A 19,767-nucleotide genomic window follows, 5' to 3' on the forward strand; every position below is an offset into this window, starting at 1 on the left:
AACCATCTAAAGGGGATGCGGGTTAATGTAACGGGTATTGCTGTTACTGTGTAGGGGTTAATTGAAAATATAGAGTGAATTAACTCAATTAGTTAGGCTTGAAAAACAGAACCTTGTCAAATTGCCAAATTTCAAACAACTATTTGAGACTTTCAATTAACTGACCTTGATTACTGCGGCCACATAGCGATAATCAATAGATCACTTCAAGGAACTAACGCATGACAGAACAAGAGTTTTTCACCGTTCACCATAGCCTTACCGCTAATATTGAACCAATGGACAGCGGCTTCACTTTACCTTCTCAAATTCAATTCGAATCTGAGATCCCAGCACCATTTGTGGTGGCAAGTGAATTTAGCCAATTGGATCTGTTAGCTGACAGTGCGCGTGCTGAACTGAAAAACAGCGACTTGAAGAATGTCACCAGTTTATTGGATGCACAAAACTCAAAATTAAACCTCTTGTTGAGCTTTATGTTATCGCAGCAAGATGATGAGAAATTTCGCACTCACACCTATTCATTTGGTGCGAGTCAGTTTTCCTGCTTTTCAAAAGCAGACATCGAACCGGGTCGCTTAGTAAAAGCCAAACTTTTTCTAGAGCACCCAGCAGCAGCAATTTATTGCTACGCAGAAGTCTTTGCTAGCGAGGCGAAAGACTCAGGTTTCGAAATCAAATTTAAATACGCTCATCTTCGCGATACCGACCAAGACCTGCTCATTAAAGCGGCACTTCATCAACAACAGAAACTCTTGCGTCAACGCTCTCTAGACCGAGATAACAAGTAAATTAACATGACCAAAAAATCCATATTTACACTACCTAAACTTAAAGGTGCCGGTGACAAAAAGCACATCGGTAACCTAGTCGGTTCGTCTCTCGCTCTTGCCAAACTCGCAGAGCAACACAACAGCCATACCGTCTTGGCTGTACCCGACCCACAAGTGGCGCTTAAGCTTCAATCTGAAATTGAACAATTTACGGCACATGAAGTCGCATTATTCCCTGATTGGGAAACACTGCCATACGATAGTTTCTCGCCTCACCAAGAGATCATCTCAGATCGTATCGCTCGCCTTTATGCCCTACCAACGCTAAAAGATGGCATCACGATCGTACCAATCAGCACGCTACTTCAGCGTCAATCACCGCGTGACTTTTTGCTACAACACACTCTAATGGTGAAAACAGGCGATCTCTACTCTTTAGAAAAACTGCGCCTGCAGCTTGAAAAGTCTGGCTATCGTTACGTTGATCAAGTGTTTGGCCCAGGTGAATACGCTAGCCGTGGTTCTATTCTCGATCTGTTCCCAATGGGCAGTAAAGACCCGTATCGAATCGATTTTTTCGACGACGAAATCGACACTATTCGTACTTTCGATCCTGAAAACCAGCGTTCTATCGAAGACATCTCTGAGATCCGCCTGCTGCCTGCTCACGAATTCCCGACCTCGGAAACGGCGATTGAAGATTTCCGTATTCGTTGGCGCCAACAGTTTGATGCGCGCCGCGAACCAGAATCGGTTTATATGCAGGTTTCTAAGGGTACGTGGCCTGCTGGTATCGAGTACTGGCAACCGCTGTTCTTTGATCACACTGAAACCTTGTTTGATTACGTTGCCGATGAAGCGCAACTGCTGATTCTAGGTGATGTCGAGACTGCAGTAGATTCATTCCTAACGGACGTTGCTCATCGATACGAACAGCGCGGTGTTGACCCATTACGACCACTGCTCACACCTGAACAACTGTGGCTAAAGAAAGACGAACTGTTCGCACACTTCAAGCAGAAGCCACAAGTCAATCTGAGCTTAGATTCAATTGAAGAGAAAGCTGGACGTACCAACCTTCCGGTTGTGTCTCTTCCTGATCTCAGCGTTCAGCATCAGAATAAAGAGCCACTCGCAAACCTAAGAAAGTTCACTGAAGCCTTCGAAGGAAAAGTGGTCTTTTCAGTTGAGTCTGAAGGCCGCCGTGAAGCTCTGAGTGAATTACTTCGAGGCATTAAAGTTCGTCCAAGCGAAGTTGAAAACCTCGATGCGGCGATTAAAGGTAAAGATAAGTTCAGCCTGATCCTAGGGTCAGCGGAACATGGCTTTATCCACGAAGAGCAAAACATCGCCCTTATCTGTGAAAGCGACCTGTTGGGTGATCGCGTTGTTCAGCGCCGTAAGAAAGACAAGAAAAGCGTTAACAGCGATACTGTCATTCGTCACTTAGCCGAACTTAAACCGGGTCAACCTGTTGTGCACATTGACCACGGTATTGGTCGCTACATCGGCTTGCAAACACTCGAAGCCGGCGGCATGAAAACCGAATATGTAACGCTTGAGTATCAAAACGATGCCAAGCTCTACGTGCCAGTTGCTTCTTTGAACTTAATCGGGCGTTACTCGGGTGGCGCTGAAGACTCAGCACCTCTACATAAACTCGGTGGCGAAGCGTGGCAAAAAGCTCGTAAACGCGCCGCAGAGAAAGTCCGTGACGTTGCAGCAGAGCTACTTGATGTTTACGCCAAGCGAGAGCTAAAACCTGGCTACAAATTTGTACTCGACCGTGGCCAATACGCGACTTTCAAGTCTGGTTTCCCGTTTGAAGAAACCGATGACCAAGCGATGGCCATCAATGCTGTTATGTCTGATATGTGTCAAGCAAAAGCCATGGATCGTTTGGTGTGTGGTGATGTTGGCTTTGGTAAAACCGAAGTCGCGATGCGCGCAGCATTCGTTTGTACCGACAACAGCAAACAAGTCGCGGTATTAGTTCCAACCACCCTACTTGCTCAGCAACACTTCGAAAACTTCCGTGACCGTTTCGCTAACTTGCCGATTCGTGTTGAGGTTCTATCCCGATTCAAATCAGCTAAAGAGCAGAAGTTGATCATGCAAGATGTCGCCGACGGTAAGGTCGATATCTTGGTGGGGACTCACAAGCTGCTTTCGAGTGATATTAAGTTTAAAGACCTTGGCTTGCTGGTTGTCGATGAAGAACACAGATTTGGTGTACGTCAGAAAGAGAAAGTGAAAGCGATGCGTGCGGATGTCGACATCCTAACGCTTACTGCGACACCGATCCCGCGAACGCTGAACATGGCAATGAGTGGCATGCGTGACCTTTCGATCATCGCTACACCACCCGCACGACGCTTGGCAATTAAAACCTTCGTTCGCGAGAGTGATGATGCCATCGTCAGAGAAGCGGTACTTCGTGAAATAATGCGTGGTGGTCAGGTTTACTTCCTGCACAACCAAGTCGACACGATTGAGAAAACAGCAGAGTCACTACAGAAGTTGATTCCAGAAGCGCGTGTTACCGTGGCTCATGGCCAGATGCGTGAGCGCGAACTAGAACGCATCATGAATGACTTCTACCACCAGCGCTTTAACTTATTGGTGTGTACAACCATCATTGAAACCGGTATCGACGTACCAACGGCCAATACCATCTTGATGGACAGAGCCGATAACCTTGGTTTAGCACAGCTGCACCAATTACGTGGTCGTGTAGGTCGTTCGCACCACCAAGCTTATGCTTACTTGTTAACGCCACACCCTAAAGCAATGACCAAAGATGCGATCAAGCGATTGGATGCGATAGCTTCGCTCGAAGACTTGGGCGCAGGCTTTACCCTAGCAACTCACGATTTAGAGATTCGTGGTGCAGGTGAGTTGTTGGGTGATGAACAGAGTGGTCAAATCCAGTCGGTTGGTTTCACCTTGTACATGGAGATGCTTGAGCAAGCAGTAGAAGCATTGAAAGAAGGTCGAGAACCATCGCTTGATGACCTACTGCGTGAACAAACTGAAATTGAGATGCGTCTGCCTGCACTATTGCCAGATGACTACATCCCAGACATCAACACGCGTTTATCAACATACAAGCGTATTGCGAGTGTGAGTGACACCGACGAATTGGCAGAGTTGAAAGTCGAGCTGATTGATCGCTTCGGCCTTCTGCCTGATGCAACCAAGAACTTGTTGTCAGTTTCTGAGCTAAAATTAGCCGCAGCGTCTATCAAAGCGAAGAAAATTGAAGCCCACGATAAGGGTGGATTCTTAGAATTCTACCCGGATGCTGACATAAACCCGGCCTACCTTGTTAAACTGTTGCAATCTCAACCGCAAAAGTTTTCAATGGAAGGACCAACAAAGTTCAAGTTTACGATACCATTGGTCGACAGACGGAAACGAATTCAATTTGTTAGTGATTTATTGGGCGAATTCAGACAAAACTTGCTGCCTTCAGCATAAGACCCAATCCACTTGCACATATAAATTATCCAGCCGGTAGTTCGGCTGGAAGACGGAGTAAAAATGAAAAGACTGATCCCACTGCTACTATTGTTCGTCTCACTGCCAAGTTTGGCGCAGAGACAATTTGATATAGAAGTGATCATTTTTAAGCGCGCTGTTGATGCAGAGAAGGTGAACGAATCTTGGCCAAATACACAGCCTAAGATTTCACTTGAGCGTGTTGGTTCATTTCAAGATACCCAATACCGAGCAAAGAAAGGCGTACAGATGTTGCCTTACTCGGAATACAAATTAACGCCTCAGAAAGACAAGCTACGTAAACACGCTGGCTTTGAAGTTCTGATGCATACCGCTTGGCGTCAAGGCGACCAAGGCAAGAGCTCTGCCCCTGTTTTCCACATTCAAGCAGGTAAAGATTTCTCTAAACAATTTAATGCTGATGGCTCTGAAAAAGGCACAATCACTGCAGGCAGCGCTGATGGGTTCCAAGAAGAGACCATTGATAAGCCACTCTACGAATTAGACGGCAAGCTGCAAATCTACGTTCAGCATTACCTATACGCTGAAACGACCTTGGACTTAAAAGCGCCAAGCGTTCGTGAAGTGACTCTACAAGAGCAACAAATCGAGCTAGATTCACCAGTAAGTGGCGCAGAAAGCAACGTCCAAGTGGGCAACCTAACTGAAATTTCTCCGACGGTTGAAGTCCAAGAGTTCCTTAAGAGCTACCGCATGGACCAAAAACGTCGTATGCGCAGTACAGAAACTCACTACCTTGACCACCCACTTCTTGGAATGGTGATTCAAGTTAGACGTGTAGCGCAGTAAGTTACTTGCCGATTCGGCTATAATTATATAAATAATTCAATCCGCCCTCCTAGTGAGGGCGTTTTATTAAGTGCTATCTATCTTTATTCTGTACTGACTCTCTTTGTTCAGTACTTACACGTTACTTGGTACGTCTTATGAGCCCTGAATTTCAGATCAACACAAAAAACCTTAGCCTTAAAATCATTGAGGCCTCAGATGCTCAAGAATTTTCTCAGCTGATTAAGTCCTCCCCTAGCTTGTTGCCATGGGTCGACTGGTGTCATAGCGAGTTTTCTATCGTCGAAGCCGAGAAGTTTATTCTGGCGACTCGCCTGAACTGGGTGAAAGCCGATGCGTTTGGCTTTGGCATCTTTGAACGAAAAAGCGATAAGTTAGTCGGTATGGTTGCCATTAATGAGCTTTACCACACCTTTAATATGGCGAGTTTAGGTTATTGGGTCGGTGATGACTTTCAAAGGAGAGGGATCGCCAAAGAAGCAATGCTCGCCCTATTTGAATTTTGCTTCGCGCAACTCAAGTTAACGCGTTTGGAGATTGTCTGCGATACCGAGAACCTACCTAGCCAAAAGTTGATAGAGAAGTGTGGCGCAGAACGAGAAACCATTGCCAAGAATCGATTTCTGTTTAACGGTAAGCCAAAAGATGGCGTGGTTTATTCTGTGCTACCTCCAACGTCTTAACAGCAGAGATAAGTTCAATACCAGCGATAGCACATAATCGACACGATCAAAAAAGAGCTCCGAAGAGCTCTTTTTTATTATCAGCGTAATGCCCTGAGAAGGCTTACCTGATTAGTGAAGCTTTAGGTTTGGACGAAGTACACGGTTAATACGACCAACCAGCATCATCAGTGATGTTTTGATTAAGCCGTGAAGCGCCATCTGGTGCATGCGGTACAAAGAGATGTAAACCACACGAGCAATACGACCTTCAACCATCATCGAACCTTTCGTCAGGTTACCCATCAAGCTACCTACCGTAGAGAAACGGCTAAGTGAAACTAGCGAGCCTTTGTCTTTATAGATGTAATCTTTCAGGTCACGACCGTTCAACTTAGCAATGATGTTGCTAAATGCACAGCTTGCCATTTGGTGAGCCGCTTGTGCACGTGGCGGAACGAACGAACCATCTGCTTGTGTACATTGCGCCAAGTCACCGATAGCAAAGATGTTGTCATCCAGTGTCGTTTGTAGTGTGTTTTTCACAACCAACTGGTTGATACGGTTCGTTTCAAGACCACCGATATCTTTCATGAAATCTGGTGCTTTGATACCTGCCGCCCATACCATAATTTGAGCTGGGATCTTATCGCCATCTTTGGTTGTTAGACCGTCAGAATCCGCCTGAGTCACCATCGTATTCGTACGAACGTTCACACCAAGCTTGGTTAGCTCAGAGTGTGCTGCACTTGAAATACGTGGAGGTAGAGCTGGAAGAATACGCTCACCCGCTTCAACTAGGTTTACGTTCAGCTTGCTTGAATCTAAGTCGCCGAAGCCGTATGTACGAAGCTCTTTAACTGCGTTGTGTAGCTCTGCAGAAAGCTCTACACCTGTTGCACCAGCACCAACAATTGCGATGTCTACCGTGCCTTGACCGTTCTTAGCGTGAAGCTTTAAGAACTGGTTGTTCATTTCTGTACGGAAACGGTGTGCTTGCTCTGGACTATCAAGGAAAATACAGTTGTCACGAACGCCTGGAGTGTTGAAGTCGTTTGACGTTGAACCTAGCGCCATCACAAGAATATCGTATTCAAGCTCACGGCTTGGCATCAGCAATTCACCGTGCTCGTCTGTAAGCTCGCTTAGTGCAATCACTTTACGCTCACGATCGATGTCGTTCAGGCTGCCCATTTGGAAATCGAAGTAATGGTTTTTTGCGTGTGCTCGGTAGCTTAGTGCATCAACACCTTCATCCAGTGAGCCCGTTGCTACTTCATGAAGTAATGGTTTCCATAGGTGGCTTGCTTTACGGTCTACCAGAGTAATCTGGGCACGTTTCTTACGACCTAAAGTGCGGCCTAGCTTAGTTGCTAGTTCTAAACCACCAGCACCACCGCCTACTACGATAATTTTTGTCACAATGACAATCCTCTACAAAATGAATAAATGGGGTTCGGCTCGATTACTCCAACCGATAAATTCTATGTATCTACTCGGCCTTGAATGCGAAGGCTGTTACAAATTGGATTACCGCGAAAAAGAATAACGACAGCTCACCGAGTAGTTAGAGGGATTACAAACAACAAATATTGGTTTGTTGCTTTGCTCACATGGATAAAAAAGATGACTACCTGAGAGGCAGAACACAAATTATGGGCAAGTTTTTTCACTCGCTCTCAATTTTTTTTGATATTTGTCAAAATATTTTGCTTTGGAACATTATATATAGCAAAAAGATGACCGCAACAAAAAAATCCTTACCCTCAATGAGGATTCGCGACTAATTAGTTAACGTTTGCGCAAACTGATCTATAAATGCGCAAACCGACCGATAAAACATATACAACTACTTTATCAATACCAATCTCTAAGATTCAGATGTGAAAAAGCAGCACCCAAATGAGTACTGCTTTTATAAAACATCTGGATTGATTAAGCGTTTTTGAACGCTTTCATTGCTTGAAGATGTTGAGAGATCTTTTTGAATTTATGACTCTCTTTCTCGTCCCAGATTACATCGTAGTAATCTTCTAGCGCGGCAGCGGTTTTGGTATTGTCGTGAATTTCATCTTCACGAGAAAGCACCACTAAACAGCGTCCTTTGTTTTTCATACGGTATTGAGCAACACATTTAGTTGCGATGTCTTCGTACTCTTCTGGACGGTCAATTCGACCTACCATGTTGTCCTCAGGGTGCAGATTAGGGTTGAACACCACCTGCTTAATCCCACATAAAAAACCAATACGCTCAGACCAAAAACCACCTAAACCTACACCACAAATAATTGGATGCGGATCATCGGATTGCTCTATCACTTTATGCACTTCTTTTAGCAGATGCTGCATATCGTGTTTTGGATGCAAAGTACTGTAGTTGATGAAACGAACGTCATCATCAATGAATTGCAACTGCAGTATTTTTTCGTGATTGCCCGGGCTTGTTGAGTCGAAGCCATGTAGATAGATAATCATTGTACCTCCCCCGTTGAATATTGGTACGTTTTGATCAATCTAACACGAAAAACAAGGTTTTAAAGGTAACAGCTGAGAAATTATATTTTTCACTTCCTAAACGTGATCCTAGCTACATAAAGTGTGACTCAGAGCCTCCGCTTCACGCAGATAACTTTCATCGCCCCAAAGCTGGTGAGCAAGTAAATACCATAGCATCGCCATCATCTGGCTTCTTGGTAACCATGCTTCTACACCGTCAAGCCAAGGCTGAACATCATGGATACCTCGCAGCTGACAATACTTCTCAACCGCTTCTGTGACTGGCACGCCAGCAACCGCAATGGTTAATGTTAAATCGAGCCTAGGGTCTGCGAGCGCAGCGTATTCCCAATCAATAATCTTAATACCGCCACTGTTTCTCACTAGGTTATAACCACCTAAGTCAAAATGGCACAAAGACAGGTCAACATTGGTAATACTCGGAGCTACGCGCCACTCTTGATAAATCTTAGTGCAGGCTTCGGTCTTATGAATCGCATCAAGCTGCAGCCAGTAATGGTCGACTCGCGCCGTGAAACTGAATGGTTGTAGTGGTAATCGCGCAGTATTAACCAGATGAACAGAGATCAGCGTTTTCAACAGGTCATCGAGTTCTAGACCTTCGTAAAGTGTCTCACCCGCAATCCATTCAACCAACAAACCTTGCTCATTCACTACCATTGGGCTTGGCCCGATACCGAGTCGCTCAATGGCAGACAACACTTGGTACTCTTCATGACGAGAGATGAAGAACGCTTTGGTGATAGGTGTGGTTGGCCGCCAAACATACGCAGTACCATCGGCATCAACCAACTTCCAACATCGATTGGTCAAACCGCCTGTTAATGTCTGTGCTCTAACTGGAGCCTCAGAAAAGTAACCGTCAAGCGAACTCAAACTGGTATCAAGAAGCTTAGCCTCAGACCAAGAAAAAATTGCCATATTTACTCCCTATAAACGTCTTAACTGCCCTATAAACGTCTTCATTCCCTACAAAAAAGACACTGACCAAAAGCCAGTGTCTCTTCATAAGCAGCACATCATGCACTGCATTGGTGTGTGACCAAGCTATACGCTGTCAAAACTGGCCGCGTATAGTTGGCAAGTAAGCGAAATTAAAGGCCTAGTAGGCTCTTAGATTGTTGCTTACGGATTTCAGTCTCGTCAGCCCACTCAATCAAGCCAGACTCAAGATCCATTAGACGCATCGTCATTTTGTAGTACACGTCTTCATCGCTACCCGCTTTCTTAACGATGCTTGATAGGTTGCCGTACAGCATGTACTGAGCACCAGCCATTTTACCGAATTGAATCGCTGAACTTTGGTTTACAAGCTCATCGTTGTTTTGGAAGTTCAATTGGTCACGAACAGACTCTACACGGTCCATATCAACGAAACGGAACTTACCAGAGTTCAACATCTTAGTACTGATAGTGTCAGTGATTGACTCAGTATCGATGTGCTCACTTGTTTTGTTCTTGATTCGCTCTACAAACACGATTGGACGCTGTTCACGAGTAATGTAAGACACAGAACCAGACGCCATCATGCTATCGACCATTTCACCCGCAATCGTTTGAAGGTCAGTTGAACCGAAATCGATTGTCGTGGTTTCTACTGCTTGTGCATCACCGTAGCTTACCTTGTTTGAACAACCGCCTAAAATAACCGCTAAACCTAGTAGCGCAATGACACTCTTTTTCATTTTGTTTCCTCAACTTATCACTGAGCGGGGTTACCCACACTCTTAAATTCTTGTATTTACGAATCATGAGACCCGTTTAATCTAACTTACTGCTCTCGGAACTGGACTCTGAACTGAGTCGCTTTCGGGTTTACCGACACTTCCGACAACGAAATACTTTCAAAACCACGAACAATCGCTTGCTTCCAAGGGCCTTGCTTTAGGTTGACCTCAAGCCCGGCATCGTCGTACCAGTAAAAACGATAAAGGATATGTTGATCGCCCTTATAGTTACTGTTTAAACGAACGATTCCGCGCGTATGACCATCAACCAGATCGGTACGGATATCTTCAACCTGTAAGCGGCTGCCCAATACCTTGTCACCAAAGAAAACGTTCTGAGTCAGACTATCGACCCTTACGCCAGCTGTATTATCAGCACAACCAGCCAGAGCCATAACCGCTGCTAAGCTCACTAACCACTTTTTCATTACAGCCTCCCTAGCTGTTTATGCCACATTGTTGCGTTGTTTCCTTGTCGAGAAATCCACACCAAGGTGGTTTGCCCTTCTCGAATATCAAAGTCGTACGTTTTAGCGCCCGCTTCCAACGTATATTGACCGCTATTTGCTACAAACGTGCTGCTCTTAATCTCTGCAGGTAATGATTGCCAACTGCGAGTGTCTGGTTGCTCTGTCAGTGTGTTCCACACGTTGAACAGAATATTACCGACATCATCGCCTTTGGTTGCTTCTTTACGAATGCGATCTTTCGCGACGACACGTAGCGCTTGGCGAATAACAATGCTCGTCATACGTTCCGATAAATCGTTCTGCGCCATCGCGTTTACGTCAGTGATCAAGTGTTCTTGTAACGGTTGACCGCTGATTCGCAAGGCAGAAAAACGCTCTACGTTTTGGCTTGGGTAATATGGCAGCGCAAGAGAGTATATTGCCCCCTGATCGCGACTGTCATAAACAGGTAAATCTAGTCGCCAACTGTCCATAGCTTGTACAGCGCTCTGCTCTTGAAGAACAATCACTCGCCCTTTACCTGCACTAAGTCTAGAAGATTGCTTATAGCGTTTTTCTAATGTCGCTAAATCTTGTCGCATCCCTAAACGAGCTGCTGTTGCCATGGTTCTATCGATGATTTCTTGGTTATCTGGCATCACAGCCAAAGCACGACGATAGTCAACGTAGGCGCTGTTTAAATCATTTGAAGCTTCATAAAGCAGACCAGACAAGAACATCAGATACGCATTCTGTACTGACTGCAGTTTCTTACCCGCATCAGGGTAATTGGCAAGGATGCTACCCACATTGGCAGACAAGCCTTGCTTCTTCGCATCGCTGGCTGCTTTCTCTAACTCAGCTTCGCGTTGCTTCTTCGCTTGCTCTTGAACTTGGTTGGCGCGACGCATTTCGATCACCGCACCTTCTAAATCGTTTTTCTTGAGGTAATTTAAACCGAGATACAGATGAAGAAAGCCCAACTCATAATCGGCTGGCACATACTCGGTAATATTGTCATTCACAGCCAACGCACCCACACTGGTTGCACTGTCTGAGATTGAGATCACGGCTTTGCGTTGCTGCTCTGTCACCGCCTGATCAGCTACTTCAAACGAAGCCTTACTTTCAGGGTATTTTTGATCCAGCAGATTAATTCTGCCTCTTTCAAAGTTATCAAGGATGTCGCCTGCCGCGTAATCTGGTAGCTCTTGTTGAGCCTCTGAATAATCTCCAGATTTAACGGCTTGGTAGATCGCTTTGTTCTGTGCGCTGTAATGACTGAACAGGCTTCCTGCAGACATACTCGCACAACCTACTGTCAACGCCGATAACAGGGCAATGGAAGCGAATCTAAACTGTTGCTTCACTTATCGTCTCCGTGCATGTTTAAAATGCCAACTTTATTAGGGTCTGCTGACCTTTAATGGTCTCATTATCAAAACGAAACGCGTTGTAAAAAGGATCTCAAGCCAGTTGAAACCCTACTGATATAGCCTCTGCCTAGGCGATGCCGACATTCAGACAACAGATAGAACTTAAAGTTGGCATACAAACTACAAATTTTCCAACTAACTACTTGTGTTAACCCGCTAATGAGCGCGTTTAAACTAGCGCATTAGCTTTCATTAACTCGTTAGCTTTTCATTAGCTCATTAACTTTTTAGTTAGCTCATCAATAGCGGACCAAGTGGACGGCCGCCAACCAAGTGCATGTGAATATGATAAACCTCTTGGCCACCGTGAGAGTTACAGTTCACGATAAGACGATAGCCATCTTCTGCGATGCCTTCTTCTTTTGCTAACTTGCGAGCAACGGTAAACATGCGCCCCATCATCGCTTCATCTTCGACTTCAACATCGTTGGTTGTCGGAATCAGCTTGTTTGGGATGATTAGGATATGGCTTGGCGCACGAGGGTTGATATCGCGAAATGCGGTTACTAAATCGTCTTGGTATAGTAAATCTGCTGGGATTTCTTTGTTGATGATCTTAGTAAAAATGGTTTCTTCAGCCATGTTTCTCTCCGATAAAACATTTATTTTTTAATGCTTTGAGTATGCGCTATGCCGCATCAAACCACAATAAATCTGCTTTAAAGCATAATAAAAAACACCGTTCAAATCAAAGAAAACGAGCCTTAGCTCTCAAGAATGGCATCTTGGTTATAACTAAGCGTTATTTTTGACGTGTGCGTCATAAAACGCGTAAGCCGAGCTCAATAGAATGCTGACAATTTTGTTAGTTTTACTTTGACCTGACATTAGGTCTGCATTTTTATTTAGGGAGAAAGCCATGAAGGGATCTGTGATCAAGCGTATGTACGCTGGTTTCGCACTGATCATCATCATGTTCGCAGTCACGATAACCATCATGATGAACAGCATGAATCAGATACACAGCAATTTTGAGAGTGTCTCAGAAACCTCATTGCCACTTGTCGCGCTTTCAAATCAAACAAGTGTTCAATTGCTTTCTGCTGATAAGTCATTCAAAGATTTCTTAACCACACAAAACGCTGAACGCATGTCTGCAATGCGTACAGAATTTGCTGCATCACAAAACTCGTTTTCAGAAGTTCTCGGTAGTTTAGAAGCGGCAAGCCAAAACAATGCTTCACTTGTTGAACGTATCGCGCAATTAAGAGCAATGGAAGAACGCTACTTCGCCGAAGCTGACGAAGCGATGAACAACTACGTTGCGATGTTCGAAGCACAAGAACAAGTACAAAAAGCCTCTCGCGACTTCCAACGTTTACATTCAGAATTAACCGTTGGCATGAAAGAGTACGTTGCCGACCAAAAAAGCATCTCTGTAAAAGTGATGGCAAAGAGCTACTTCATCAAACTGCAAGACGCAGAGGTCATCACCTCTGATGCGCTTGCTAGCTCTGACGTTGCCTTCGTTCAGAAAGCCGTTAACCAAAACAAAAAGGCCGTTACTCATCTTAACTACGCTTATCGCGGTCTATCAACACAACTACCAGCACTTAAAAATGTCTTCGATGAGTCAGTTCAGAAGTTCACCAAAGACGTTGGTCAGAAAGGTGGCGTACTAGACAAACACAACAACTACTTACAAGCCAAGCAAGCGCTATACGTGAACATCGCCAACTTAGCCGTAGAAGTTGACCAAGCGATGGCTGTTTTGGACTCATTCAACGTGACCGCTGAAGAGCAACTCAACTCCTCACTCGCTGACGCAAGCAGCATCTACGACAAAGGCCTATTCAACGCGATTGCAATTGGCATTGTTGTAACCGTGTTCGCAGCTGCAATTGGTTACCACATTGCACATAGCGTACGAGAGCCATTAACTCGCATCCTAGGTACATTAGAAGGTCTAACTGAAGGTGATATGACTCAGCGTATTGATATTCGCTACGACAACGAATTCAGCCGTGTGAGCCGTCACATCAATACCTTGGCGGACAACCTGCACAACATCCTTGTGAAGCTGAATGACGCTTCAGATGACCTAACCAAGACAGCAAGCGTTAACCAAAAAACCTCTACAGAAACGCAGGCTCAACTGAACAGTCAACGCGAGCAAACCGCGACCGTTGCAACCGCAATGACAGAGATGTCTCATTCTGTACAAGAAGTGGCGAACAGCGCACAAAGCTCACTAAGCATGGTTCAACAAGTAGAATCGGCTTCTGAATCTGGTCGTCAGATCATGAACACCAACATCAGCACCATTAATCAGCTTGAGGTTCGCCTTACTGAATCAGTGGGCGCTGTAGGCGAGCTACAACAGATGAGTAGCCAGATTGGTTCAATCCTTGACGTTATTCGTGGCATTGCTGAACAGACCAACCTACTTGCACTTAATGCGGCAATCGAAGCAGCGCGTGCAGGTGAACAAGGTCGTGGTTTTGCAGTCGTTGCTGATGAAGTACGAGTGCTAGCACAGAAGACCACTCAATCAACCTCTGAAATCGAGACTATGATCAGCAATCTGCAATCAAGCTCGAAAACGGCAAGTAACGTCATTGAAAGCTGCATGAGCGATATGGACATGTCGGTTCAACAAGCTTCCAGTGCAAACAGTGCGATGGAAGAGATCCAAGCCTTGATTCTAGAGATTAGCCACATGAGTACACACATCTCTCAAGCAGCTGCTGAGCAGAGTGAAACGTCTGGTGATATCGCACGCAACATCGAAGACATCAACCACATCGCAGATAAGAGTTACCAAGCGATGTCTTCAATTGCAGAGGCAAGCCAAAACCTAACAATTCTGGCGAATCAGCAAGGTGATTTAGTACATCAATTCAAACTATAGATAAATGAAGAATCGATAGATATTTAGTGAGATTGTTGAGACTTCTTACCCAATAGTGGTAACTAATTGAGCTAGGGCAACTTTTATCAAGGGTTGCCCTTGTTTTTTATGAGCTTTGTCATTATATGATTATTAAGGCTTGCTGCTTCCCGTTTTTTCTTTCACCTTTATGAGCGAGCCGCTATTAAGGAATTTATATGGCTGTTCATGTTGGCATTATCGATCAAGACCCCATTCGCTTGCTCACCCCATTACTTGATAACCGAACGGTCAGCACTCACATCGTGTTTATCGGCGACAAAAATCAAGTCAGTATGTACAAACGTTTAGACAGCGTTTTGCACAAGCGCGACATTACGAGTGAGTTTTTCGAAATTCCGACCATCGTAAATACATCCGTCATTAAAGAATCTATCCAAACCCTTGCTGAAGACCTCAAAGCACGCGGCCAAGAAGTGAAGCTCAACGCAAGTTGTGGCCTTCGTCACCGCCTACTTTCTGTGTACGAAGTATTCCGTACTTACCACTGGCCAATCTTCGTGGTTGAACCAAACAGTGACAAGCTGTGCTGGTTGTACCCAAATGGTAAAGAAGATGCACAGGTTCAAGACCGCATCACTATCGACGACTACCTGACTGTGTTCGGTGCTCGCGGTGAATTCAGCGATGTTCAGCTGTCTCCGCAACTGGATCAGAAACTTTATGAACTGGGTGAACGTTGGGCAAGTAACGCACTCGAATTAGGCCCTGGCCTTGCGACATTGAACTACTTAGCAACGACCTGCCGTAAAGAACAGAAGCTTGATGTAGGGCTATCTGAGAAGCAACAAGGCTATCGCGAGCTCAACATGCTACTGAGCGATTTGGTTGAAGCTAAAATTGCAACTTACGATAACGGTATTTTGACTTTTGCTAATGAAGACGCGCGCCGTTTCTCAAACGGTGAATGGCTTGAAACATTGGTTCATAGCACGGTTAAGCAGATCCAAGATGACATGCCGACCATTCAAGATCGCTCTTTGAATGTTCAGGTGTATCGTCAACTGGGTGAACGTGAGGTGCGTAACGAGCTTGATGTTGCCTCAGTGGTGAACAATAAGCTGCACATCATCGAATGTAAGACCAAAGGCATGCGTGATGATGGTGATGATACCTTGTACAAACTGGAATCGCTTAGAGACCTGCTAGGTGGCCTACAAGCGCGTGCAATGTTGGTCAGCTTCCGCCCGCTTCGCCATAACGACATCACACGAGCAGAAGATCTTGGCCTTGCACTGATTGGCCCTGACGAATTGAAAGATCTTAAAACACACCTAACGGCATGGTTTACAGCTGCGGGTGGCAGTGAAGATCTAGAGTACTAAAAGCAAATAAACTCATGAGAGCTCAATGCTCTTAAGCAGATTATTAAAAAGGCGAATGACCATTAAGTCACTCGCCTTTTTTGTATCTGATGCTTTTCTTGTCTACTTTATCTCTATCACTCAAAGAGCACATAAAAAATGGCCGCATCATTCGATGCGGCCATTTTCAAAATTTAATGTCACTTGAAGACTTAATGCTCTCTAAAACTCAGAGCACTTTAAGACTTAAAGCATTTTACGTGCAGCTTCTACAACCACTTTAATTGAACGTGCTTCCGTTACTTTTAGAGTGTCGTGATCAGGCGTCTCTTTTTGAGTACGGTTGATGATTACACCAGCAACACAACCTGCTTTCAGACCAGAACTTGCACACATTGTTAGTAGTGTTGCAGATTCCATCTCGAAGTTTAGAACGCCCATGTCTTGCCATTCTTGCATAGAACCTTGGAAACGCTTAACAACGCGACCAGAGAACGTGTCGTAACGCTCTTGACCTGGGTAGAACGTATCACTTGAAGCCGTTACGCCCATGTGAACTGCTGCGCCTGATTCTTCAACTGCCGCTTTCATTGCTGTAGCAACTTCAAAGTCGGCCACTGCTGGGAACTCCATTGGAGCAAAGTGCAGGCTAGCGCCGTCTAGACGAACAGAACCTGTAGAAACAATCATGTCACCCACGTTTACGTGAGGTTGGATAGCACCAGTAGTACCAACACGTAGGAAAGTGCGAACACCAAGTTGAGCAAGCTCTTCAACCGCGATAGAAGTCGATGGGCCACCAATACCTGTTGAACATACAACAACTGGCTTGCCGTCTAGCTCTGCGCGGTAAAGCGTGTATTCACGGTGACTAGCAAGGAATACTGGGTTCTCCATCTCTTCTGCAATTTTTTGCACACGAGCAGGATCACCAGGGATGATCGCAAGAGTAGCACCGTTAAGATCTGCTTCAGTAACACCTAAGTGGAAAACAGCTTGAGACATAGTTCGCTCCTTTTGGCTTATTGGGCTTTTTACCCTTATTTAAGCTCATAGTAAATTCGTGGGGTACGAACACACTCTAACCAAGCTCATTACAAAATGAAGTGACGCGAGTCACACGAATGATCGCAACAAGAATTCAAGTTTCACAAAAAACCGATTGGCATCACAAAAATAAGCAATCCGCACGCCTGTGTTGCATACTAATGAGACAAAAAGCGCCTTTAACGTATTACCGCTAAAGGCGCTTTTATATTAAGAATGCTCTATGTCGGTGAGCTAAATTTAGTCCGCTTTAGATTTGAATCGAAGCAGACGCAATGCGTTCAATGTCACCAATGCAGTTGCACCACTATCCGCTAAAACTGCCACCCACAGACCGGTAATACCTAACAAGCTGGTCACCAAGAATACGCCCTTCAAACCAAGCGCGAGGGCTACGTTTTGACGAATGTTGTTCATGGTCGCTTGCGACAGTTCAATCATCGCTGGCAGCTCAGTTAAACGGTTATGAGTCAGCGCTGAATCCGCCGTTTCCAAAGCGACATCCGTACCACCGCCCATTGCGATGCCGACATTCGCCGTTTTCATTGCTGGCGCATCATTGATGCCATCACCGACCATCGCCACGTGCGACTGTTGAGATAACTCCTCAACGTAAGATACCTTGTCGCTTGGCAATAGGCTTGCCTTGTACTGCATCCCAATCTTGCTACTGATCGCTGCTGCACTGCGCGGGTTATCACCGGTCAGCATAATAGATTGAATACCTAAGTCATTAAGTCGTTCAATCGCAAGCTTAGCGTCACTACGTAACGTATCTTGCCAAGCAATCAAACCAATCACAGTCGCAGCTTGTTCTGTTGACTCTTCTTGATCTTTAACCTCAAGAGCAACCACAACCGTCTTGCCCTCGCCTTCTAATGCTTCTACCTGAGAAACCACATCGGCACCAAGTTCGAACGTTACTTTAGACGGTGACAAAACCTGATACTTAACACCATCAACATCACCTTCAACACCACTACCAATCAACGCTTTCTTATTGTGTGATTCAGGAATCTCAATATTCAGATCTTTTACTTTAGCGACAAGTGACTGCGCCAACGGGTGAGTAGAGCCAACTTCAATCGCCCCAACCACACGCAGCATCGCGTCTTGTTGCCACCCCGATAGAGGTTGAATATCCGTAACCTGAGGCTTACCTTCGGTCAGTGTGCCTGTCTTATCGAAGGCGATGGTTTGGATTTTACCAAGCTGCTCTAGCGCTGCGCCGCCTTTAATGAGCGCGCCACGTTTCGCCGCCGCTGCTAAGCCAGAGGTAATCGCTGCAGGAGTCGAGATAACCAAGGCACACGGACAAGCAATCAATAACAGCGCTAGGCCACGGTATACCCATGTTTCCCATGGCTGCGCAAACAACAATGGTGGTGTGATGATCACCAACAGAGCCACTATCATCATTAACGGTGTGTACCAACGGCTGAACTTATCGAGGAACCGCTCTAGTGGTGCTTTACGAGACTCTGCTTCTTCAATCAGATGAAGAATGCGATCGATCGCGTTCTCACCTTGTTTTGAAGTGATGGTGATACGAACCACTTTATCGACCACCACAGCGCCAGCCATGATGCTATTGCCTTCGATGTGTTCAACAGGAACAGATTCACCGGTTAACGCACTTTCATCAAAGCTTGCCGCGTCTGTAATCAATTGCCCGTCAGCAGGTAAACGAGAGCCCGCGGCCACTTCAATCACATCACCGGGAACCAGTTCACTGACTGCTACTTCTACACGCTCGCCGTTGATGATCTTGGTTGCGTTTTCTGGTACCAATGCCATTAGCGCTTGAACGCCACTTCTTGCTCTTGATGAAGCAAACGCTTCTAAGCGCTCACCAATCAAGAACAACAATAGAACCATCGCTGCTTCCGCAGTTTCGCCAAGGTACAAAGCACCCAGCGCGGCAACGCTCATTAAGGTTTCAATAGCAAACGGTGTACCTGAACGTGCCAGCTGAACCGCTTTCTTCGCCACCGGATATAAACCAAGCAGACAAGTTACCGTAAACAAGCCTTCGCTTAATTGAGGAGAGGTACTTTTCAGAAGCGCAGCAATCAGCATTGCCGCTGCAATCGCGATAATCTGTAAATTAGGTTGGATATGAGCTTGCCAAAAAGTCTCAGGTTGTTGTTTTTCTTTCTTTGAACCGACTTCCGTAAGAGGGAAACCCGTTTTGATAGAGACCTGTTCAATGGTGTCGGCAAGGCTTTGATTATCGAATTTCACAACCAGCTTTTCGGTAGCAAAGAGAACCTTCGCTTGAATAACACCGTCAATATTGCTGATTGCATTTTCTATTTTTCTTGCACAAGCTGGGCAGTCCATTCCGGCAACCAGCCAACTTTTCGAAAATTGGGCGTCGAGAGATAAGGTTGAGGACTGACTGTCTTCTTCTCCACTGTCCGACGAACTACAACAATCATCTCCAGACGATGACGAAGCAGCAGAAGAGCTACAACAACCAGATGAAGTACCTGCTGCTGTGATGCTTGAAATTTTAGGGCTAGAGCAACTTGCTCCTGCCGCTTGAGGTTGAACGTCCACTTTTGCTGAGCGGCACGCTGCATGTTTTGCGCACATAATGTATCTCCTTAATACTCAAAAGCCTTGAGGTTGTTGCTAACTCACGAGCA

General features: G+C 45.4%; 15 protein-coding genes. 6 read left to right on the top strand and 9 right to left on the bottom strand.

The window, feature by feature from the left end; genetic code table 11:
- Window positions 1-221 precede the first annotated feature (221 nt).
- From AB4484_RS16500 to AB4484_RS16515, 4 genes are all read left to right on the top strand, one after another.
- On the top strand, window positions 222-791 hold the full coding sequence (locus AB4484_RS16500) for a hypothetical protein (RefSeq protein ID WP_048614554.1): 570 nt from the start codon (window positions 222-224) through the stop codon (window positions 789-791).
- A gap of 6 nt (window positions 792-797) precedes the next feature.
- Window positions 798-4,253, top strand: a complete 3,456-nt coding sequence (mfd, locus tag AB4484_RS16505) for a transcription-repair coupling factor (RefSeq protein WP_372079313.1) — start codon at window positions 798-800, stop codon at window positions 4,251-4,253.
- A gap of 63 nt (window positions 4,254-4,316) precedes the next feature.
- Complete coding sequence (locus tag AB4484_RS16510; RefSeq protein ID WP_065584352.1) at window positions 4,317-5,084, top strand: peptidoglycan binding protein CsiV; 768 nt, start codon at window positions 4,317-4,319, stop codon at window positions 5,082-5,084.
- 137 nt (window positions 5,085-5,221) lie between these two features.
- A complete protein-coding gene (locus AB4484_RS16515; protein ID WP_372079315.1) occupies window positions 5,222-5,767 on the top strand; it encodes a GNAT family N-acetyltransferase in 546 nt (181 codons plus the stop codon).
- 111 nt (window positions 5,768-5,878) lie between these two features.
- On the opposite strand, the gene AB4484_RS16520 is transcribed toward AB4484_RS16515, so the two are convergent.
- The 7 genes from AB4484_RS16520 to hinT form a co-directional block, all read right to left on the bottom strand.
- Entirely contained in the window at window positions 5,879-7,168 is a 1,290-nt protein-coding gene (locus AB4484_RS16520) for an NAD(P)/FAD-dependent oxidoreductase (protein WP_009847154.1), read from the bottom strand.
- 513 nt (window positions 7,169-7,681) lie between these two features.
- Window positions 7,682-8,221 (bottom strand): alpha/beta hydrolase YcfP, encoded by a 540-nt coding sequence (gene ycfP / locus AB4484_RS16525; RefSeq protein ID WP_372079318.1) that lies wholly within the window; start codon window positions 8,219-8,221, stop codon window positions 7,682-7,684.
- A 108-nt stretch (window positions 8,222-8,329) separates the two neighbouring features.
- Window positions 8,330-9,184 (bottom strand): phosphotransferase, encoded by an 855-nt coding sequence (locus AB4484_RS16530; RefSeq protein WP_372079320.1) that lies wholly within the window; start codon window positions 9,182-9,184, stop codon window positions 8,330-8,332.
- A 173-nt stretch (window positions 9,185-9,357) separates the two neighbouring features.
- The gene (gene lpoB / locus AB4484_RS16535; protein ID WP_372079322.1) at window positions 9,358-9,948 is read right to left on the bottom strand and encodes a penicillin-binding protein activator LpoB; all 591 of its coding nucleotides are present in this window, start codon (window positions 9,946-9,948) and stop codon (window positions 9,358-9,360) included.
- 86 nt (window positions 9,949-10,034) lie between these two features.
- A complete protein-coding gene (locus tag AB4484_RS16540; RefSeq protein ID WP_017060222.1) occupies window positions 10,035-10,418 on the bottom strand; it encodes a YcfL family protein in 384 nt (127 codons plus the stop codon).
- Entirely contained in the window at window positions 10,418-11,809 is a 1,392-nt protein-coding gene (locus tag AB4484_RS16545) for a COG3014 family protein (RefSeq protein ID WP_372079324.1), read from the bottom strand. Before AB4484_RS16545 ends, AB4484_RS16540 begins: the two co-directional genes overlap by 1 nt.
- 297 nt (window positions 11,810-12,106) lie before the next feature.
- Window positions 12,107-12,457 (bottom strand): purine nucleoside phosphoramidase, encoded by a 351-nt coding sequence (hinT, locus tag AB4484_RS16550; protein ID WP_017065295.1) that lies wholly within the window; start codon window positions 12,455-12,457, stop codon window positions 12,107-12,109.
- Between the two features lie 277 nt (window positions 12,458-12,734).
- Between hinT and AB4484_RS16555 the strand changes: the two genes are divergently transcribed.
- The gene (locus AB4484_RS16555) at window positions 12,735-14,726 is read left to right on the top strand and encodes a methyl-accepting chemotaxis protein (RefSeq protein WP_048614565.1); all 1,992 of its coding nucleotides are present in this window, start codon (window positions 12,735-12,737) and stop codon (window positions 14,724-14,726) included.
- Between the two features lie 197 nt (window positions 14,727-14,923).
- The gene (locus tag AB4484_RS16560) at window positions 14,924-16,090 is read left to right on the top strand and encodes a DUF1887 family protein (protein WP_017065293.1); all 1,167 of its coding nucleotides are present in this window, start codon (window positions 14,924-14,926) and stop codon (window positions 16,088-16,090) included.
- 225 nt (window positions 16,091-16,315) lie between these two features.
- On the opposite strand, the gene udp is transcribed toward AB4484_RS16560, so the two are convergent.
- Window positions 16,316-17,074: a uridine phosphorylase gene (udp, locus tag AB4484_RS16565; RefSeq protein WP_017632176.1), complete on the bottom strand. Its 759-nt coding sequence runs from the start codon at window positions 17,072-17,074 to the stop codon at window positions 16,316-16,318.
- Window positions 17,075-17,356: 282 nt separating this feature from the next.
- On the bottom strand, window positions 17,357-19,714 hold the full coding sequence (locus AB4484_RS16570) for a zinc/cadmium/mercury/lead-transporting ATPase (protein ID WP_372079326.1): 2,358 nt from the start codon (window positions 19,712-19,714) through the stop codon (window positions 17,357-17,359).
- Window positions 19,715-19,767: the final 53 nt, after the last annotated feature.

It is taken from the genome of Vibrio sp. 10N.261.46.A3, assembly GCF_041472995.1.
GTDB lineage: Bacteria > Pseudomonadota > Gammaproteobacteria > Enterobacterales > Vibrionaceae > Vibrio > Vibrio coralliirubri.